Source organism: Mesorhizobium sp. WSM3866 (assembly GCF_002294795.1).
Lineage (GTDB): Bacteria > Pseudomonadota > Alphaproteobacteria > Rhizobiales > Rhizobiaceae > Mesorhizobium.
This window is the reverse complement of sequence record NZ_NSGC01000010.1, coordinates 1-16,582: the sequence shown is the minus strand read 5'-3', so window position 1 is coordinate 16,582 and position 16,582 is coordinate 1. Positions and strand designations below refer to the sequence as shown.

19 protein-coding genes and 1 tRNA gene are annotated in these 16,582 nt (G+C 60.7%); 8 read left to right on the top strand and 12 right to left on the bottom strand.

All coding sequences use genetic code 11. The annotated features are described in order from the left end of the window. Window positions 1-105 precede the first annotated feature (105 nt). Both CK222_RS22115 and CK222_RS22110 read right to left on the bottom strand, forming a co-directional pair. The gene (locus tag CK222_RS22115; protein ID WP_067000031.1) at window positions 106-246 is read right to left on the bottom strand and encodes a DUF1127 domain-containing protein; all 141 of its coding nucleotides are present in this window, start codon (window positions 244-246) and stop codon (window positions 106-108) included. Between the two features lie 51 nt (window positions 247-297). Then, on the bottom strand, window positions 298-438 hold the full coding sequence (locus CK222_RS22110) for a DUF1127 domain-containing protein (RefSeq protein ID WP_006335194.1): 141 nt from the start codon (window positions 436-438) through the stop codon (window positions 298-300). Window positions 439-672: 234 nt separating this feature from the next. On the opposite strand from CK222_RS22110, the gene CK222_RS22105 reads away from it, so the two are divergent. Further along, window positions 673-1,788 (top strand): DUF2157 domain-containing protein, encoded by a 1,116-nt coding sequence (locus CK222_RS22105; protein WP_095801854.1) that lies wholly within the window; start codon window positions 673-675, stop codon window positions 1,786-1,788. Then, on the top strand, window positions 1,785-2,366 hold the full coding sequence (locus tag CK222_RS22100) for a GDYXXLXY domain-containing protein (RefSeq protein WP_095801853.1): 582 nt from the start codon (window positions 1,785-1,787) through the stop codon (window positions 2,364-2,366). The genes CK222_RS22105 and CK222_RS22100 overlap by 4 nt, the downstream gene beginning before the upstream one ends. Window positions 2,367-2,418: 52 nt before the next feature. Here CK222_RS22100 and CK222_RS22095 read toward each other — a convergent pair whose 3' ends face one another. Beyond that, window positions 2,419-3,351, bottom strand: a complete 933-nt coding sequence (locus tag CK222_RS22095) for a hypothetical protein (RefSeq protein WP_095801852.1) — start codon at window positions 3,349-3,351, stop codon at window positions 2,419-2,421. A gap of 320 nt (window positions 3,352-3,671) precedes the next feature. After that, window positions 3,672-3,756, bottom strand: a tRNA-Leu gene (locus CK222_RS22090). A gap of 342 nt (window positions 3,757-4,098) precedes the next feature. Here CK222_RS22090 and tig point away from each other — a divergent pair. From tig to CK222_RS22070, 4 genes are all read left to right on the top strand, one after another. Further along, window positions 4,099-5,583 carry a trigger factor gene (gene tig / locus CK222_RS22085; protein ID WP_095801851.1) on the top strand — a complete coding sequence of 495 codons (1,485 nt, stop codon included), beginning with the start codon at window positions 4,099-4,101 and terminating at the stop codon, window positions 5,581-5,583. Between the two features lie 196 nt (window positions 5,584-5,779). Further along, window positions 5,780-6,286, top strand: a complete 507-nt coding sequence (locus CK222_RS22080) for a hypothetical protein (RefSeq protein WP_067000878.1) — start codon at window positions 5,780-5,782, stop codon at window positions 6,284-6,286. A 289-nt stretch (window positions 6,287-6,575) separates the two neighbouring features. Continuing rightward, complete coding sequence (locus CK222_RS22075) at window positions 6,576-6,956, top strand: cytochrome c family protein (protein ID WP_067000047.1); 381 nt, start codon at window positions 6,576-6,578, stop codon at window positions 6,954-6,956. A 483-nt stretch (window positions 6,957-7,439) separates the two neighbouring features. Further along, window positions 7,440-8,261 (top strand): DUF2189 domain-containing protein, encoded by an 822-nt coding sequence (locus tag CK222_RS22070; protein ID WP_067325381.1) that lies wholly within the window; start codon window positions 7,440-7,442, stop codon window positions 8,259-8,261. 37 nt (window positions 8,262-8,298) lie between these two features. Here the strand turns inward: CK222_RS22070 and CK222_RS22065 are convergent, their stop codons facing one another. The 8 genes from CK222_RS22065 to CK222_RS22035 all read right to left on the bottom strand — a co-directional run bounded on the left by CK222_RS22065 (window position 8,299) and on the right by CK222_RS22035 (window position 14,286). Further along, window positions 8,299-8,772, bottom strand: coding sequence for an aminoacyl-tRNA deacylase (locus CK222_RS22065; RefSeq protein WP_095801850.1), 474 nt, complete (start codon window positions 8,770-8,772; stop codon window positions 8,299-8,301). A 111-nt stretch (window positions 8,773-8,883) separates the two neighbouring features. After that, window positions 8,884-9,276: a cytochrome C oxidase subunit IV family protein gene (locus CK222_RS22060; RefSeq protein ID WP_082953928.1), complete on the bottom strand. Its 393-nt coding sequence runs from the start codon at window positions 9,274-9,276 to the stop codon at window positions 8,884-8,886. Window positions 9,277-9,302: 26 nt separating this feature from the next. Next, on the bottom strand, window positions 9,303-10,022 hold the full coding sequence (locus CK222_RS22055) for a heme-copper oxidase subunit III family protein (RefSeq protein WP_095801849.1): 720 nt from the start codon (window positions 10,020-10,022) through the stop codon (window positions 9,303-9,305). A 10-nt stretch (window positions 10,023-10,032) separates the two neighbouring features. Then, window positions 10,033-10,737, bottom strand: coding sequence for a cytochrome c oxidase subunit 3 (locus tag CK222_RS22050; RefSeq protein WP_095801848.1), 705 nt, complete (start codon window positions 10,735-10,737; stop codon window positions 10,033-10,035). Next, on the bottom strand, window positions 10,734-12,503 hold the full coding sequence (locus CK222_RS22045; RefSeq protein WP_095801847.1) for a cbb3-type cytochrome c oxidase subunit I: 1,770 nt from the start codon (window positions 12,501-12,503) through the stop codon (window positions 10,734-10,736). Before CK222_RS22045 ends, CK222_RS22050 begins: the two co-directional genes overlap by 4 nt. Before the next feature lie 16 nt (window positions 12,504-12,519). Continuing rightward, a complete protein-coding gene (locus CK222_RS22040) occupies window positions 12,520-13,404 on the bottom strand; it encodes a cytochrome c oxidase subunit II (protein WP_095801846.1) in 885 nt (294 codons plus the stop codon). A 241-nt stretch (window positions 13,405-13,645) separates the two neighbouring features. Continuing rightward, entirely contained in the window at window positions 13,646-13,891 is a 246-nt protein-coding gene (locus tag CK222_RS31840) for a hypothetical protein (protein ID WP_141247108.1), read from the bottom strand. A gap of 119 nt (window positions 13,892-14,010) precedes the next feature. Continuing rightward, window positions 14,011-14,286, bottom strand: a complete 276-nt coding sequence (locus CK222_RS22035) for a hypothetical protein (protein WP_141247107.1) — start codon at window positions 14,284-14,286, stop codon at window positions 14,011-14,013. A gap of 204 nt (window positions 14,287-14,490) precedes the next feature. On the opposite strand from CK222_RS22035, the gene CK222_RS22030 reads away from it, so the two are divergent. Beyond that, window positions 14,491-15,648: an AraC family transcriptional regulator gene (locus CK222_RS22030; protein ID WP_245433174.1), complete on the top strand. Its 1,158-nt coding sequence runs from the start codon at window positions 14,491-14,493 to the stop codon at window positions 15,646-15,648. Between the two features lie 647 nt (window positions 15,649-16,295). After that, entirely contained in the window at window positions 16,296-16,520 is a 225-nt protein-coding gene (locus CK222_RS22025) for a hypothetical protein (RefSeq protein WP_176477709.1), read from the top strand. Window positions 16,521-16,582 lie beyond the last annotated feature (62 nt).

Here is a 16,582-nt window from a genome sequence, read left to right as displayed (position 1 = left end):
GGAGGTCCGGCGGGCGCCGTTTCGGTGGTCAACCTTCGGGAGGAGGTAAAGGCTGACCGTATCCGTCAGGGTCGGGGAGGAGGTCGACCCTGGCGAGATTCCTTGTCAAACCGCCTTGCGGGCGATCATCTTGATCTCGTCGCGAACGATGCCGAGATCATTGAGCTGGCGGTTCGAAAGCCGACCCAGCTCAGAAACCGTCTCGCGATAAACGCGCCAGTTACGGTAGCTGCGGATCAGGTTCATTGTCTTGCTCTTCTCAAAAACTGGTTCGGACCATTCGCGGTCCGAAGCGGATTAGACCGCCTTGCGAGCGACGTAGTGGATGTCGCTGCGGCTGATGCCGAGGTCGGTCAGTTCACGGTTCGACAGGCGGCTCAGCTCGGAAACGGTGTCCCGGTAGCGGCGCCAGTTGCGGTAGTTGCGGATCAGGTTCATGGTAGTGCTCGTTTCGTCTTTGGTTCGGATCATTCCGTTTGTGTACGAACGGAAAATAGGCAGGGTCATATCGGTTTAAAAGTGCCATTGGTGCATGGCAGCAATGCAAATTGTGCAATGCAACATCAACGGCGATTCACGCTTGCGACATAAGGAAGACCGAATCGGAAAATGCCGTTGCGTCAACGATTTGCGGCGCACGGTTGTAAAAATGGCCAAGCTCGGGGGGAACGGATGGCGGGCTATGCGACTAAGGTGAGGGCCGATATCGCCCGCTGGCGGGCGGCGGGCCTGATCGACGCGCCGACGGCGGACGCATTGACGCGTGACGTTGCCGCCAACGATCGCGCCTCGCTGAGCTTCGGCTCGATCCTGGCGATGATGGCGGCGTTGCTGTTCGGTGCCGCGATCCTGATCTTCGTCGCCGCCAACTGGGAAGCCATTCCGCGCCTGGCGCGTGTGACGGCGCTGTTTGGTGTCATCCTCGGCGGCTATGTCGGTGGCGCCGTTCTGAAGACACGCGACCATGCGGCGATCGGCGAGGCGCTATGGATCATCGCCGCCGCGGCCTTTGGCGGGTCAATCGCGCTGATCGGTCAGATGTATCATCTGTCGGGCGACGAGGCTTCGGCATTGCTGACGTGGTGCGCCGGCACGGCGCTGGCGGCGGTCGCATTGCGCTCGAACCCGCTCACCGTCGCCTCCGTCGGCATCGCCGATGCCTGGCTGTTCCTTAAATGGGGAGGATTTTTCCGCCGGGCCGAGTTCCCGCATCTCTTCGCCGCTATCGTGCTGGTGCTGTTCGCCATTTCATTCTGGACACGCAGCCAGGCGGCGCGGCACGTCATCATCCTTTCGATCGTATTCTATCTCCTGCTGCTGGCGATCGACCACAACACGCTCCAGGTCGCGATTCCACTCGTGCTCGTCTCGATGCTGCTGTTCGCGGCAGCGATCTTTGTCGCCGAACCCGTCGACAGCGTCGTGCAACTCGGCGGCAGGCTGCCATTGCATGCGCTCATCGGCTTTCTTGCCGGCCTCGCAATGGTCCAGTTCGAACTGGCCGATGAGGCGAGCTACAACAGCGGCTTTGCCATTGCCTCGGCAGCCGCGCTTGCGGGCATCGTCGCGGCGATCATGCTCGGCGGCCGTGAAAGCAGAGGCTTGCGCTGGGTGGCCTATGCCGGCTTTGCCTTCGAGCTCGCCATTATCTATGTGGTGATGTTGCAGTCGATGCTCGACACGGCGGGCTTCTTCCTGTCCGCGGCCGTGCTGCTGGGGATACTGGCGCTGGTCATCATCCGCGTTGAAAAACGAATGAAGACGCCCGCCGGAGGAGCAGCGGCATGAGCGGCAAAAGACTGATCATCGCGGCCCTGGTGACGGCGCTTGTCCAAATCGGCTTGCTGGGCTGGATCATCGCCGGACGCGCGGCGATCCTGCGCAACGGCAAGGAGGTCCTGCTCAAGGTTGAGCCCGTTGACCCGCGCGATCTTCTGCGCGGCGATTATATCTCGCTTGGCTATGACATCTCGCGCATCCCGGTGAAGCTTATCGCCAACATTCCGCCGGGCAAGTTCACCAGCAATGACTCCGAGATCGTCGTCAGGTTGAAGAAGGCTGTGGACGGCTACTGGCAGCCGAGCGCGGCATGGTTCGATCGGGCGCCGGCGCCTGCCGCTTCCGATGAGGCCGACATTGTCGGGCATGTAGCGGATGGCTGGGATCTGCGCTCACCCGACATGACGATCACGCCGGAATACGGGATCGAGCGTTTCTACCTGCCGGAGGGCAAGGGGATGGCGATCCAGAACGACATGCGCGTGCGGCCGTTCGGCGTCAAGCTGGCGCTCTCCGCCAATGGCAAGGCGCAGATCAAGGCGCTCATGGACGGCGACAAGACGCTGTTCGAGGAGCCGCTTTATTAGTGTGTTCGGGCCTGGGCGTCAGCGCGACGGTCCGCGTTAACGACGGTCCTGGTTATGGCCGGACATCGCCCGTCTCGGCGATGATTTTGGGATAGGGACCGATCGATATCGTATAGCTGAAGTTCGCTACGCCTTTCTCCTGCTTGTGTGTCGAGGGGCTGCGCACAATCCAGTCGTAGATGCCTGAGACCTTGCAGCGATCGTTGGCGCAGCTGACCGCAATGCTGTCATTGCGGACGTTGTATCCGCGTTCAGGCCATCGCTGGTAATAGCTTCTCTTGTCCTCAATGATCGAACTTAGGTTCGTCAACTTGCCATGATAGTCGACCGTGGGAGCGTAGGACGCCTGAGCCTGAGCAAGAGCGAAATCGTTGTTATCGCCATGATGCTCGATGAGGTCCCTGACGAGGGTGACCGCAACGCTTTCCGGCTGTTGCCTGGCGTCGGGCGCAGGAGCGGACACGGACGCAGGATCCGGCGTCGTTGATACCTGCAATGCATCTGCTTGCGGCTGGTTCGCTGCGGCATTGGTCACACGCAACTCTGCCATTTCGCTGGCCGACAGGTACCGTATGTCATGCTTGTCATAGCTCGAAGCCAATTCCATCAGCTTGGGATCCGCTCCCATCTCGATCACATAGGATATGATTGCGGCCGTGCCGAACTGGAAACGGGCCTCCGCGTCTTCATTTGACATCCCGTCGGCCGGTTTGAGGGACGGCCGATGAACGCCGATGGAACCTGGTTCGGCAACGCGGTGGACGCCGCCCAGGAAGGCCAGTGAGCAGGCTGAAGCGCACTGCAATTGGCGAAGCTGAAAAGTATCCAACCCCGCCGCGCGGATCAGTCGCCCCAAGCGAATCGCACTGCCGACGTTGCCGCCGCGGGAGTTGAATACGATCATCCTGGCCCTGCTGCTCGCAACCGCGTTGCTGAAGGCGTTCAGGGGTTCATTGGCGCCAAACTCACCGGATACAAGAAGCATTGGCTGCTGGCCCGGAGAGGAAACCGAAGTGTACTCCAAGGCCTCAACGTGACATGTCGCTGCCGCGACAGCCGACCCAACCGCCAGAACCAGAGAAACTACGCGCACAACCTGACAGAGCCCCAACCTGCCTGTTGCTGCGACTAAGAACCTATTGACGCGCTATTTCAAGGGAATTGCACACGAAAAAGCGGATTGTCTGCTCGAGCCTTGCGCGCCAGGAGTTGATGGCTCCGGTCCTTCCTGCCAAAGGTTCGGAGGACACGCTTCGCTCTGACGACCATAGGGTGGCCTACCACCAGAAGCTCGCAGGCGAAGGGTGGTGCGGATGAAGGGACTCGAACCCCTACGCCTTTCGGCACTGGAACCTAAATCCAGGGCGTCTACCAATTCCGCCACATCCGCGTTCCCCGGCAATCCCATGTAGCCATCATTCTGTCAATGTCGGGGTCCAAGTCACCGTCATTCTCGTAATCGCGAAGATGGTTGAAAATTAGCCTAGCCTGTGACAAAAGGCGTGTCGAATGTGACGGGACGCGACTATCTGCTTCTGCCGAATGCAAGAAGAAGTAGGAAAAACAAAGACTTCTTCACATTTTGGAAGCGCAGTTCAGGAGAGTTTGAGCCGCATTGGCGGTCAAATCACCAGGTTCCGTACCAAAGCCATTTCCGGCAAGAATATACCGGCAGGCTGTAAACGGCTAAGGACCGTTTGGCAGCCTCGTTGGTGAAAACAAAGGTTTTAGGATGCAGGTCACCGAAACGCTCAACTCCGGTCTCAAGCGCGAGATCAAGATCACCGTGCCGGCCGGTGACATGGAAGCCAAGCTGATGGCGCGGCTGAACGACGCCCGCGGCAAGGTGCGGATCAACGGTTTCCGCCCGGGCAAGGTGCCGGTGCAGCACCTGCGCAAGATGTACGGCAAGTCGTTCATGGCCGAGGTGGTCAACGAGATCCTCAACGACTCGACCCGCTCGATCATCTCGGGCCGCGGCGAAAAGGCCGCCATGCAGCCTGAAGTCATCATGACCGAGGACGAGAAGGAGGCGGAGAAGATCCTGGCTGGCGGCGCCGACTTCGAGTTCCGCCTCAATTACGAGGTCATCCCGGCCATCGAGGTCAAGGATTTCTCCGACATCAAGGTGACGCGTCAGGTTTACGACGTGCCGGAATCGGAGGTCGACGACCAGGTGAAGCGGGTCGCTGAATCGGCTCGCAGCTACGAGCCCAAGGAGGGCAAGGCCGCCGAAGGCGATCGCGTGGGCATCGATTATGTCGGCAAGATCGGCGGCGAGGCGTTCGCCGGCGGCGCCGGCACCGACCAGCCGCTGGTGCTGGGCTCGAAAGAGTTCATCCCGGGCTTCGAGGACCAACTGGTCGGCACCAAGGCGGGCGATGAGAAGCAGGTCACGGTGACCTTCCCGGAGAACTACCAGGCAGCGCATCTGGCCGGCAAGGAAGCCACCTTCGACGTCACCGTCAAGGAAGTGGCCAAGCCCGGCGCGCTCGAGATCAATGACGAGACGGCCAAGAACCTTGGCCTGGAATCGCTGGAGCGCCTGCGCGAGATCGTGCGCGGCCAGATCGAGAACCAGTTCGGTTCCATGACCCGCCAGAAGGTGAAGCGCCAGCTCCTCGACCAGCTCGATGCCGCCTATTCCTTCGAGGCGCCGTCGAAGCTCGTCGAGGCCGAGTTCAACAACATCTGGGCGCAGGTCAACCGCGACCTTGAAGCCGCCGGCCGTACCTTTGCCGACGAAGAAACGACGGAGGAAGAGGCGCGCGCCGAATATATGCGCCTGGCCGAACGTCGCGTGCGTCTCGGCTTGGTTCTTGCCGAGATCGGCGAGAAGGCCGGGGTCACCGTGTCGGACGATGAACTGCAGCGCGGCCTGTTCGAGCAGGTTCGCCGCTTCCCGGCCAACCAGCAGCAGGAAGCTTTCGAGTTCTACCGCAGCAACCCCGAGGCGATTAATTCGCTCCGCGCGCCGATGTTCGAGGAAAAGGTCGTCGACTATTTGCTGGGCCAGATTTCGGTCGAGGACGTGAAGGTCAGCAAGGAAGAGCTGATGGCGGACGACGAGGAGGCCGAGAGCGCCAGCAAGGCGAAGCCGGCGAAGAAGGCTTCCTCCAAGAAAGCCGAGGCCAAGGCCGGCGAAGCAGCCGGTGAGGCGGAAGAGCCCAAGAAGAAGGCCGCGCCGAAGAAGAAGGCCGCCAAGGACGCCGAGTAAAACCGGCGATAAGCTGATTTCGAAAGGCCGCCCACGAGGCGGCCTTTTTCGTTCATGTTCTCTGTTGTTGCTGCGGGGCAACACCACCCGCTTCAGATGAATGCACGCTGCTGGCGATACCGAACATTGATGATTATCTGCTCGATATCACATTGCGCAGGGTCGTTTGGAGGCGTCGGTGGGTGTGGCATTCACGATGAGGGGCGTGGTCGTTACCGCGGCGCTCTTGCTTGCCGCGGCCGGTGTGGCAGAGGCCGGACCCGATCTCGGCAACTGGCGCGTCGACGCCGGCAACGACGGCCAGGTCACTGCGTCGCTATACGCCACCAACAAGCTGATCACCGGCGGCGGCGCGCTGGGCTACAGTCCGGTGCTGACGCTGGCTTGTCGACCGGGCGGCGAACCGCGTTGGAGCGAATGGCTGCAACTCAACGATTCAGTCTCCGCCAGCCGCAAGATCACCATGTCGGTCATGGTCGATGGCGGCGGCAAGTTCGATGAAAGCTGGTCTGTCGGCCCACGCGGTAAAATGCTGGTCAGGGACGGAGCCGATGGCATCAAGCGGCTGGTTTCGGCGAGCCGGCTGTTGCTGTCATGGCGCTTCGGCCTGCTGTCGGGACGCGGCGAGGCCGATTTCGAACTCGCCGGACTGTCCGAGGCGATCGGACAGATGGCTGCAAGCTGCAATACCGATCCGCCGTGAGTCTCAGTACACGGCCTAAAGGGCGTCGCGAGGAGCCGGACTCAGGCGACGCGCTTTAGGTCCGTGTTTTGATGCATGTCGTTCTGCCAGAACCGCTGCGCAGCTTGGGCGACGTGCACCTTCGCACAAATTGCCGTTTCTACCCATTGGCTTGATACTGTGGTATGTAGATGCCGCAATTCCATTGGTGGGACCACGGATATTCCGCTGTACCGTGCAGGCCGCCCCAGCGCAGCTGGCGTGGTGCGCATCGTCCGGCGCAGATGACGATCGATCAGGGAGGAATGCCATGCGCGCAATCGCACTTTTCATCGCCTCGGCGGCCACGATCTTCATTGCAAGCCCTTCGCGGGCGCAGGATGCAGCCGCAGGCGAGAAGGTCTTCACCAAGTGCAAGGTCTGCCACATTGCAGACCAGGACCAGAACAAGGTCGGCCCGTCTCTGCACGGCGTCATCGGGCGCACGGCGGGCACGCATCCCGGTTTCACTTTTTCCCCTGCTATGATCGAGGCCGGAAAATCCGGCATCAAATGGGATGAGCCCACGCTGACGAAGTATCTTCAAGACCCCAGGGGCATGATCAAAGGGACGAAGATGGTGTTTCCCGGCCTCAAGAACGATCAGGACGTAGCCAACGTCATCGCTTACCTGAAACAGTTTTCGAAGTAAGCGGGCCCTTCCAGGCCCCTTTCGGTGGCGCCGGCTCGCCCCGACCGAAGGCGGCCGGCATGACGCTGCTGAAGTGTGGCCGCCGGCGCCGTCATGCAGGCAGCGCAAAAAATCCCAGCACCAACAGAATGGCTATGCCAAGGCCGAGTATGAGAAGCGTTCGCGTGTCCATGACGTTCGCCTTCGACCAGGCGCATGACCCGGAAATCGGGAAAGATCACGGGCCAATCAAAGTGATCCAGCCTCCTTTGCGCGTACCGGAGGCGCTGCGTTGTAGCTGTATAAGAATACCGCAAAAAAACCTCTCGAACCAGCGTGGAGCTCTGGCCGGCCACCGCACCCTCGTTTCAATGAAAAGAGACAAATCAGGCGCAATGGAGTATGTTGGCTGCCGGTGCAGGTCGCGGTTTTGCGTGGCCAACCATGCAGAGCGGTAGCACCGCGAATCCGCGACCTTGCCGGACCCTGTCTGGAGGAATGGTCATGGCAAGCTTTCACGTCATTGCAGGCGCTAGCGAAACGCTCGAGCATACCAGAGTGAGAAAGATCGGCCTTTCCGATCTTTTCGACGCGCTCAGGCGCGGTGTCGACGATTTCATGGTGAAACCCTCGCATATCGTGTTTCTGTGCATGATCTATCCGCTCGTCGGCGTGGTGCTTGCTACCTGGACATCGGGAGCGAACGCGCTGCCACTGCTGTTTCCGCTGGTGTCCGGTTTTGCGCTGATCGGCCCATTCGCGGCGATCGGTCTTTACGAGATCAGCCGCAGACGGGAAGCCGGGCTCGATGCATCCTGGCGCCATGCCTTCGAGGTCAGGAACTCCCCGGCGCTGCCGGCCATCGCCGCGGTCGGGATCATGCTGTTCGCGATCTTCATCGCGTGGCTTTTGACCGCCAAAATCTTCTACGAGCAGCTGTTCGGTCCCGCGCCCCCGGCATCGCTGTCCAGTTTCATCGCTGAGATATTCGCCACCGGGCGCGGTTGGACCCTGATCGTGCTGGGTCACGCCATCGGATTCGTCTTCGCCGTGGTCGTGTTGTGTACCACCGTGGTGGCTTTTCCGCTGCTGCTTGATCGCGATGTCGGCGCCTACGAAGCCATTCACACTTCGGTACGCGTAGTGCTGGCGAACCCCATCGTAATGGCCGTCTGGGGACTGATCGTCGCCGTTGGGCTGATCGTCGGTTCGCTGCCGGTGTTCGCGGGGCTGGCGGTTGTGCTGCCAGTCCTCGGCCATGCCACCTGGCACGTGTATCGTAAGGTCGTGGAAGCGCCGGCCGCCGCCCCAAGACCGGCGAACTAGCAAACCCTGTCGAGCACGGGCTGGAGTGCCGGTGCTCTCACAGGGCCGGGTGGCTGAAGCGTGCCCGACGCGCGCCTGTGGTCAGGTCGCGGAAATCCTTGCCGCTGACATGCACAAGGGTCTTGTGGTCGCCGCCCTCGAAGTAGATATCGGCGGCGTCGCCGAGGCTTTCGTCCAAAATGACCGGCACGTCATAGGCCGCGCCGATCGGCGGTACGGCGCCGATATCGCAATCGTCGAAGAGCGAGACCACCTCGTCCTCGGAAGCGAGCCCGAGGCGCTTGTCCATGACGTCCTGGAGCTTGGCGAGTTCGATCCTGTGGGTGCTTGGGACCACGGCCAGCGCATAGCCGAGCTCGTGGTGAACGACCACGGTCTTGGCCATCATGCTGCCGGGCACGTGGGCGGCAATGGCGGCCTGCCTGCTGGTTGCAGTCCGATGATGCGCGACGGTGTCGTACGGGATTCCCTTGCCGTCTATGAAATTCCTCAGTCTGTTCGCTATCGTCATTTTCCGCGTCCTTTGCTTGAGTTCACGACGCATATCAAAACCAAACCGCCGGTTGTTTCGAGGCACCGGCCATTTCGGGCTGATTAGGCTGCGGTTTATCCAAACCGCGCGTCAGGGGCCGGGCCCGAAAAACGCGATACGGGTCAGCAGCGTATAGTCGGCCTCGAAGACCATCATCGCCACGAAGACCAGCACCAATATCGGCGGCAGGATGATCGCATACATCATCGCCAACCGTTCCCAGGCCATGTGCATGAAGACGGCCACGATCAGTCCTGCCTTGAGCATCATGAAGATCAGGATCAGCGACCATCTGAGATAGCCGTGCAGGCCGAAATAGTCGACCATATAGGAGCAGGCGCTGAGAATGAACAGCCACACCCAGACCACCAGATAGAGCCTGATCGGGTGTTCCTGATGCGTGTCCGACTTGCCGGCGGTCGCCGCATCGTGGGTGGAGTGCAGTGCCTGTTGTCCGAGACCGTTTGCGGTTGCTTCAGCCATTTCGTCCTCTCAGCAAAGCCTGCCTCTCACCAAAGATAGAAGAAGGCGAAGATGAACACCCAGACCAGGTCGACGAAGTGCCAGTAGAGTCCCATGATCTCGACATTCTCGTAGTGGCCCCGGCGACTGGTGAAAAACCCTGGACGCCCGATGTCGTAATCGCCGCGCCAGACTTTTCGCGCCACGATGATCAGGAAGATGACCCCGACGGTGACGTGCGTGCCGTGGAAGCCGGTGATCATGAAAAAGCATGAGCCGAATTGCGCGGCTCCCCAGGGATTGCCCCAGGGCCGCACTCCTTCGGTGATGAGCTTGGTCCATTCGAAGGCCTGCATCCCGACGAAGGTTGCGCCGAGCGCGGCGGTCAAAAGCATCAGGATCGCGGTTTTGCGGCGATCGCGGCGGTAGCCGAAATTGACCGCCATGGCCATGGTGCCGCTGCTGGAGATCAGCACGAAGGTCATGATGGCGATCAGGATCAGCGGGACCTCCGACCCGCCGATGTGCAGCGCGAAGACCTTGCTTGGGTTGGGCCACGGCACGCGCGTCGACATGCGGGCGGTCATGTAGGAGAGCAGGAAGCAGCCGAAGATGAAGGTGTCGCTGAGCAGGAAGATCCACATCATGGCCTTGCCCCAGGACACGTTCTTGAACGCGCGCTGATCCGAGGCCCAGTCGGCGGCAATCCCGCGCCAGCCCTGGGGGCGATCCAACTGGCTGCTATCCGTCAGTGTCGTCTCGGCCATCGCCAGTCTCCTAGGTCAGCAGCCGTTGGCAAATGCTCACGAATGTCGCCGCCCAGCCGGCCAGGACGGCGAAAATGCCGAGCCAGACGAAAAGCAGGAAATGCCAGTACATCGCGCAGAGCTCGATCCCGAGGCGAAGCCGCTGCGGCCGGGGGCCCGTCCAGGCGCCGATGCTCGTCCTGCCAAGGCCGACCAGCCCGCCCAGTATGTGCAGGCCGTGCATGGCGGTGATCAGATAGAAGAAGCTGTTGGCCGGGTTGGAGTCCAGCAGGTAGCCGTCATCGGTCAGCTGCCGCCACGCGATCAGTTGGCCGATCAGGAAGGCGAGGGCGGTCAGCCCGGCCGTCGCAAGACCGAGCCTGACGATGTCCGTCTGGCCTCTGCGCGCCGCGATCACGGCGCATTGCAGCGCAACGCTGCTCAGCACCAGCACGCCGGTGTTCAGCCAGAGCAGGCGCGGCAGCGGCAGAGGCCGCCAGTCCGGCAGACCCATGCGCATGAAATAGGCGCTGGTGAACAGCGAAAACAGACAGCCGACGACCGCGAGGAAGACACCGAGGCCGATCTTGGCGGTGGGCAGGGCCGATCGCTCGAGGCCGACGAAATCCCCGGCCAAGCCTTGCTCGAGCCACGGCTTCGCGGTCAGCCGCTGGTGCGAAAGCCACCATCCGGCAAAGCCGGCGATCACCAGCAGGAAGACCAGGATGACGCTCATGCCGGCTCCCTCGATGGGATGAAGGAGCCCGGCACGTTCTGCGGAATGAAATCCTCCTTGGCGCCCGGCACGCTGTAGTCATAGGCCCAACGATAGACGATCGGCAGTTCCTTGCCGAAATTGCCGTGCGCCGGCGGCGTCTGCGGCGTCTGCCACTCGAGCGTCGTTGCCCGCCACGGATTGCCGCCGGCCTCACGGCCGTGACGGATGCTCCAGATCAGGTTGAACAGGAACACCATCTGGGCGAAGCCGACCAAGAAGGCCATGATGCTGATGAACGAATTCAGATGATGGGCCGACTCCGTCATGATCGTCATGTCGGTCAGTTCGGCGTAGCGGCGCGGTACACCAATCAGGCCGATATAGTGCATGGGGAAGAAGATCAGGTAGGCGCCGAGGAAGGTGACCCAGAAGTGAAACTGGCCGAGCGCCTCGTCCAGCATCCGTCCGGTGACCTTCGGATACCAGTGATAGATCGCGCCGAAGATCACCAGGATCGGGGCGACACCCATCACCATGTGGAAATGGGCAACGACGAACATCGTGTCCGACAGGGGAACGTCGACGACGACATTGCCGAGGAACAGCCCCGTCAAACCGCCATTGACGAAGGTGACGATGAAGGCGAGCGCGAAAAGCATTGGTATCGAGAGGTGGATGTCGCCGCGCCACAGGGTCAGCACCCAGTTATAGACCTTGATGGCGGTCGGAACGGCTATGATCAACGTCGTCGTGGCGAAGAAGAAGCCGAAATAGGGGTGCATGCCGCTGACATACATGTGGTGCGCCCAGACCACGAAGCTCAGGGCGCCGATCGCGATGATCGCCCAGACCATCATTCGGTAGCCGAAGATGTTCTTGCGCGCATGCGTGCTGATGAGGTCGGACACGATGCCGAAGGCCGGCAGGGCCACGATGTAGACTTCCGGATGGCCGAAGAACCAGAACAGATGCTGAAACAGGATCGGGCTGCCGCCACTGTGCTGCAACTGTTGGCCCATCTCGACGATCGCCGGCATGAAGAAGGAGGTGCCGAGCGCGCGGTCGAGCAGCATCATCACACAAGCAACGAACAGCGCCGGGAAGGCGAGCAGAGCCATGACGGTGGCGGTGAAGATGCCCCATACGGTGAGCGGCAGGCGCATCAAGGTCATACCCCGCGTGCGGCCCTGCAGCACCGTCACAACATAGTTCAAGCCACCCATGGTGAAGCCGATGATGAACAGGATGAGCGAAGAGAGCATCAGGATGATGCCCCAGTCCTGGCCACCCGGCGTGCCGGTCATGATCGCCTGCGGCGGGTAGAGCGTCCAGCCGGCGCCGGTCGGTCCGCCGGGCGCAAAGAAGCTTGCGACGAGAACGAGCACCGCCAACAGGTAGACCCAGTAGCTCAGCATGTTGACATAGGGGAAGACCATGTCGCGGGCGCCGACCATCAGCGGGATGAGATAGTTGCCGAAGCCGCCGAGGAAGAGTGCGGTGAGCAGGTAGATCACCATGATCATGCCGTGCATGGTGATGAACTGGTAGTAGGCCTCCGGAGTAATGAAATCGAACGTGCCGGGGAAGCCGAGCTGCAGGCGCATCAGCCAGGACAGGAACAGCGCTACAAAGCCGATCGCCGTTGCCGTTGCCGAATACTGGATCGCTATGACCTTGGCGTCCTGCGAGAAGACGTATTTCGTCCACCAACTGTGCGGATGGTACAGTTCCATTTCCCCGACTTCGGCGGGGGGAACGGCATCTGCGGGTGTGACGTCGACCATGGGAGCACCTCCCTGTTCAGCGGGCCTCGACAGTTTCGACTTTTGCCTCGACGTCCAAAGCGGACGCCATTGTCTTTCCTGGCAGCGGGTTCGCCGAGCCCGTTTGCTGAGGCGCCGACAGTTGCGCAAAAGTCTGCTGCTGCCCGAGCCAGGTCAGGTAATCCTGCTCGGTGTCGACCATCACCATGCCATGCATCAGCGGATGTCCCTGGCCGCAGAGCTCGGCGCACAGGACCTGGAAGGTTCCGGTCCTTGTTGGAGTGAACCAGAAATAGGTGACCGATCCCGGGATCATGTCCATCTTGGCGCGGAATTCCGGGATGTAGAAATCATGCAGCACGTCGATCGAACGCAGCAGCATCTTGACCGGTTTGCCGACCGGCAAGTGCAGGTCCGCCGCCTCGACCACGACGTCGTCCTGGCCGTTGGGATCCTTTGGGGCGATGCCTAGCGGGTTCTCAGCGGCTACTTCACGGGTGTCCGAAGTGCCGAGCTTGCCGTCCTTGCCCGGCAGGCGATAGCTCCACTGCCATTGCTGAGCAACGACCTCGATTTCGGTCGCATCGCTCGGCACGTTGACGAAGCGGCTCCAGACGAACAGGCCGGGAACGAGCAAGGCGGTGACGCCGATCGCAGTGACGATCGTCAGCCACCATTCGAGACGCTTGTTCTCCGGTTCGTATACCGCGCGATTGCCTTCGCGATGGCGAAAGCGGAACACGCAATACGCCATGAAGAGCACAACGGCGGCAAAAACGACGCCGGTGATCCAGAAGCTGATGATGATGGTGTGGTCGATATAGTCCCAGTTCGAGGCAATCGGCGTCCACCACCATGGGCTCAGGAAGTGGAACAACACCGAGCCCACGACGATCAAAACGAGTACAAGCGCGATGGCCATGTCCCGTCCTCCGGTATTTCATGGGAGCGCGAAGCATCCAACGCCAATACCAAGCCGCATCATGCTCGATTTCCGGTTGAAATTCCAGAGCCGACTAGCTGATGTGCAAAACGTTGCTGCGCGCCCGGACCTTTTGGGGCGGGGGGCCTTGGCGCAGCGGGCCCTTCGTCGAAGCATTGCCCTTACGGACAATGTGCAGAGGGATGAATGGCCGGCTAGATGCCGCTGGCGGGTAGATCAACTAGTTCATTTTAGGCGTGCGGACGGCTGCCCTGGCCTTTTGCCGGCGAGATTTGACCGCCTCCAGCAGTTCGCGTTCGCTGGTGTGAGCATTTCGAAAGATGGCCACAACCAATACCGCTAGAATTTCGGCGTCCGGGTGCAAAGGATCGAGCTGTTCATCTGCGCAGACTTGATTGAACACGCGTTCGCAAACGACCAGATCGAGAGGGCTAAGGCAGGTGCGATTGAAACGCCGACGCAGCATTTGAGCGAACCTTTCAGCGCCCGCCGCCCGTGCTTTGCGGCGGGGCCTTGTCACCGAGGCTTGAAAAGATGTTGTCCCCAGCTTCTAGTAACGTTACTCCATGCTCGGCGATTGTGTTGTCAATAATCCCAAAATCTGTGCGCAGTCCCGAGATCTATATTGGCCGACCCGCATGAGCTGGTAATAGTCTTGCCGTTTGTTGTCGGGTATACGGAAGCCGCGTCGAAAGTCAGCCGCCTCTTTCGGGCGCGAGTGCAGCCAAGTTTGCTGGCGCTGGCTTTCAAACTCGCCAGTGAGCATCCGAGCTTTGCCGCAATGTCTTTCAATGGCTCGTTGTTGACATATCCATCAAGAATTATCTTGCGGCGAGCTTCTCCTTTGACTTTTTCATTCATTACCTGGTCTCCTCAACGTCGCTTTCACGATGTCGGAATCTATAGGCGCCGGTCTGAAGTGTGTCGTTAGCCTCGTATCCAGAAACTTATCTCGGGATGCATTTCTTATTGTAACCCAGCGTGATCGACGATGCGGTCCACAGGCTTGCCAGATCCCGGGATACACCACATGATTGCGGGGGCATGGGCATACCGGAATCGGATATGGCACCACGCGCGATGGACGCTAAGGAGCAAGACGAGGCGCATACCGGGCCTGTACCGGAGCGCGAGCGACGGCGTTGGCCTCGCGACGTTCAACCCGACAATGAGGCGGCTCGGCCAATCGCGCCGGCACTGGAACCGCTGTCCTTTTCAACGCTCGAACTGGCAGCAGAGGATCAATTCCCCGCTTGGCAAACGCATGTGGCACCGCTTGTCGAGGTCAGGCTGCCGGATGACAAATCGGTGGACGACGGCTTCCCCGCAGCGCACAAGGCTTGGAATCTCGGCGGCATGCTGATCGTCGAACAGCGGACGCCGGCGCACAGTTACATCCGTTCCGCCGCAAAGCTTCGGTCCAGCTCGATCGATCATTGGTATGTCGTCTTGCCACATACCGGCCGGTCGTGGACGGAGGTCAATCGCCGTGTCGCGGAGGGCCAGCCGGGCAAACTTGAGATCAGGTCGCTAGGCTACCCGTTTCGCGGGAGGATGACCGAATCCGAAAGTCTCGTTCTATATTTGCCGCGTGATTTGTTCGCCGACGCGGCGGCAACCCTCGACGCAAACAACAATTCAATTCTTTCCGGCAATTTTGCAAACCTTTTGATCGACTATGTCGACGGCATCGTAACAAGACTGCGCAGCCTCACCGCTGACGACCTGCCTCGCATCGTACACGCAACCCGCAGCATGATCATTGCGTGCCTAGCGCCGCCGGCCGAACATGCGGCTGCGGCCGAACAACTGGCGAGTGTCGCGCTGATGGAGCGGGCCCGTCGATACGTCCAAAACAACCTGGAAGCGGCTCATCTGACGCCGGATTCAATGTGCCGGGCGCTCGGTGTTTCGCGATCTCGTCTCTACCAGCTGTTCGAACCGAGCGGTGGGGTGCTCCATTACATTCAAAGTCGCCGACTTCTAGCGGCCCATGTTGCGCTCAGCGATCCGGCGGACAGCCGGCGCATCGTTCAAATTGCGGAGGCCTTCGGGTTCAGTTCAGCGGCAAATTTCAGCCGGGCGTTCAGCAAGGAGTTCGGTTACAGCCCCCGCGAAGGGCGCAGGACGACGGTGTTGCCGCGCCCCGCCCACTCTGTTTCGCTTGGCGAGCACGAGAAGACCTCCTCGTTTGAAGGATGGCTCAAGGCGCTTGGAAGCTGATCATAGCATCCGCGGCGGACGTTTCATCAGTATGCCCGGAGTGATACTGGATCCGGCGACAATCCTTGCCGGGCAAGCGATCCTTGGCTGGCGGTACCCCATTGGCAAAATCCCTGGCGAGAGATGCCGTGCCGATCGAGATATGTACGCCCGGATAAGTATCTGGATGCGCAGCTAACGACAGCGCGGCCTTATTCGTAGATGTTCGCTGTGACTTAGCGGGGGGCTCGGCACAGGCGGCAGGTTTCCAAGTTGGGGGGAATATCGCACCGCCTGTGCCGACCGCGCCGCCGCAAACCGTCAAAGGCGTAAGTGAGTTAGCGTGCCAAGGCCGAGGCGGCCGGTTGGTGTTCATTCCGCCGCAGAATGGCTTAGTGGGGGCTCGACGGCTTAGTGGGGGCTCGGCACAGGCGGCAGATGTCCAAGTTGGGGGACATCGGATCGCCTGTGCCGCTCGCGCTACCGCTATCCGTCGAAGGTGTGGCGTAATTGAGTAAGCGTGCCAATGGCCGGGGGGCGGCTGGCCGGTGTTCATTCCGTCGCAGAATGGCTTAGTGGGGGCAAGGCACAGGCGGCAGGTGTCCAAATGGATACCAGATCGCCGGTGCCGCTCGCGCCACCGCTATCCGGCAAAGATGGTGGCGTAGTTGAGTCAGCGTGACAAAGTCGACGACGAACGGCTGGAGTTCATTCCGCCGCAGATACCAACTCTTGTCGAGCGGCCGCCCGAAGATGAAGGGTGGGTCCACGAGGCCAAATTCGACGGCTACCGCACGCAAATCATCATTGATAAGAACGGCGCGCGTCTTTACAACAAGAACGGGCGCGACTGGACGACTAAATACTGGCCCATCGCGCTAGAGCATCTTTGATGAACACAGAGTCGGTTTGAGGACCTTCACGCGATAGATCCTGTCTGATTCACTGTCCCGGT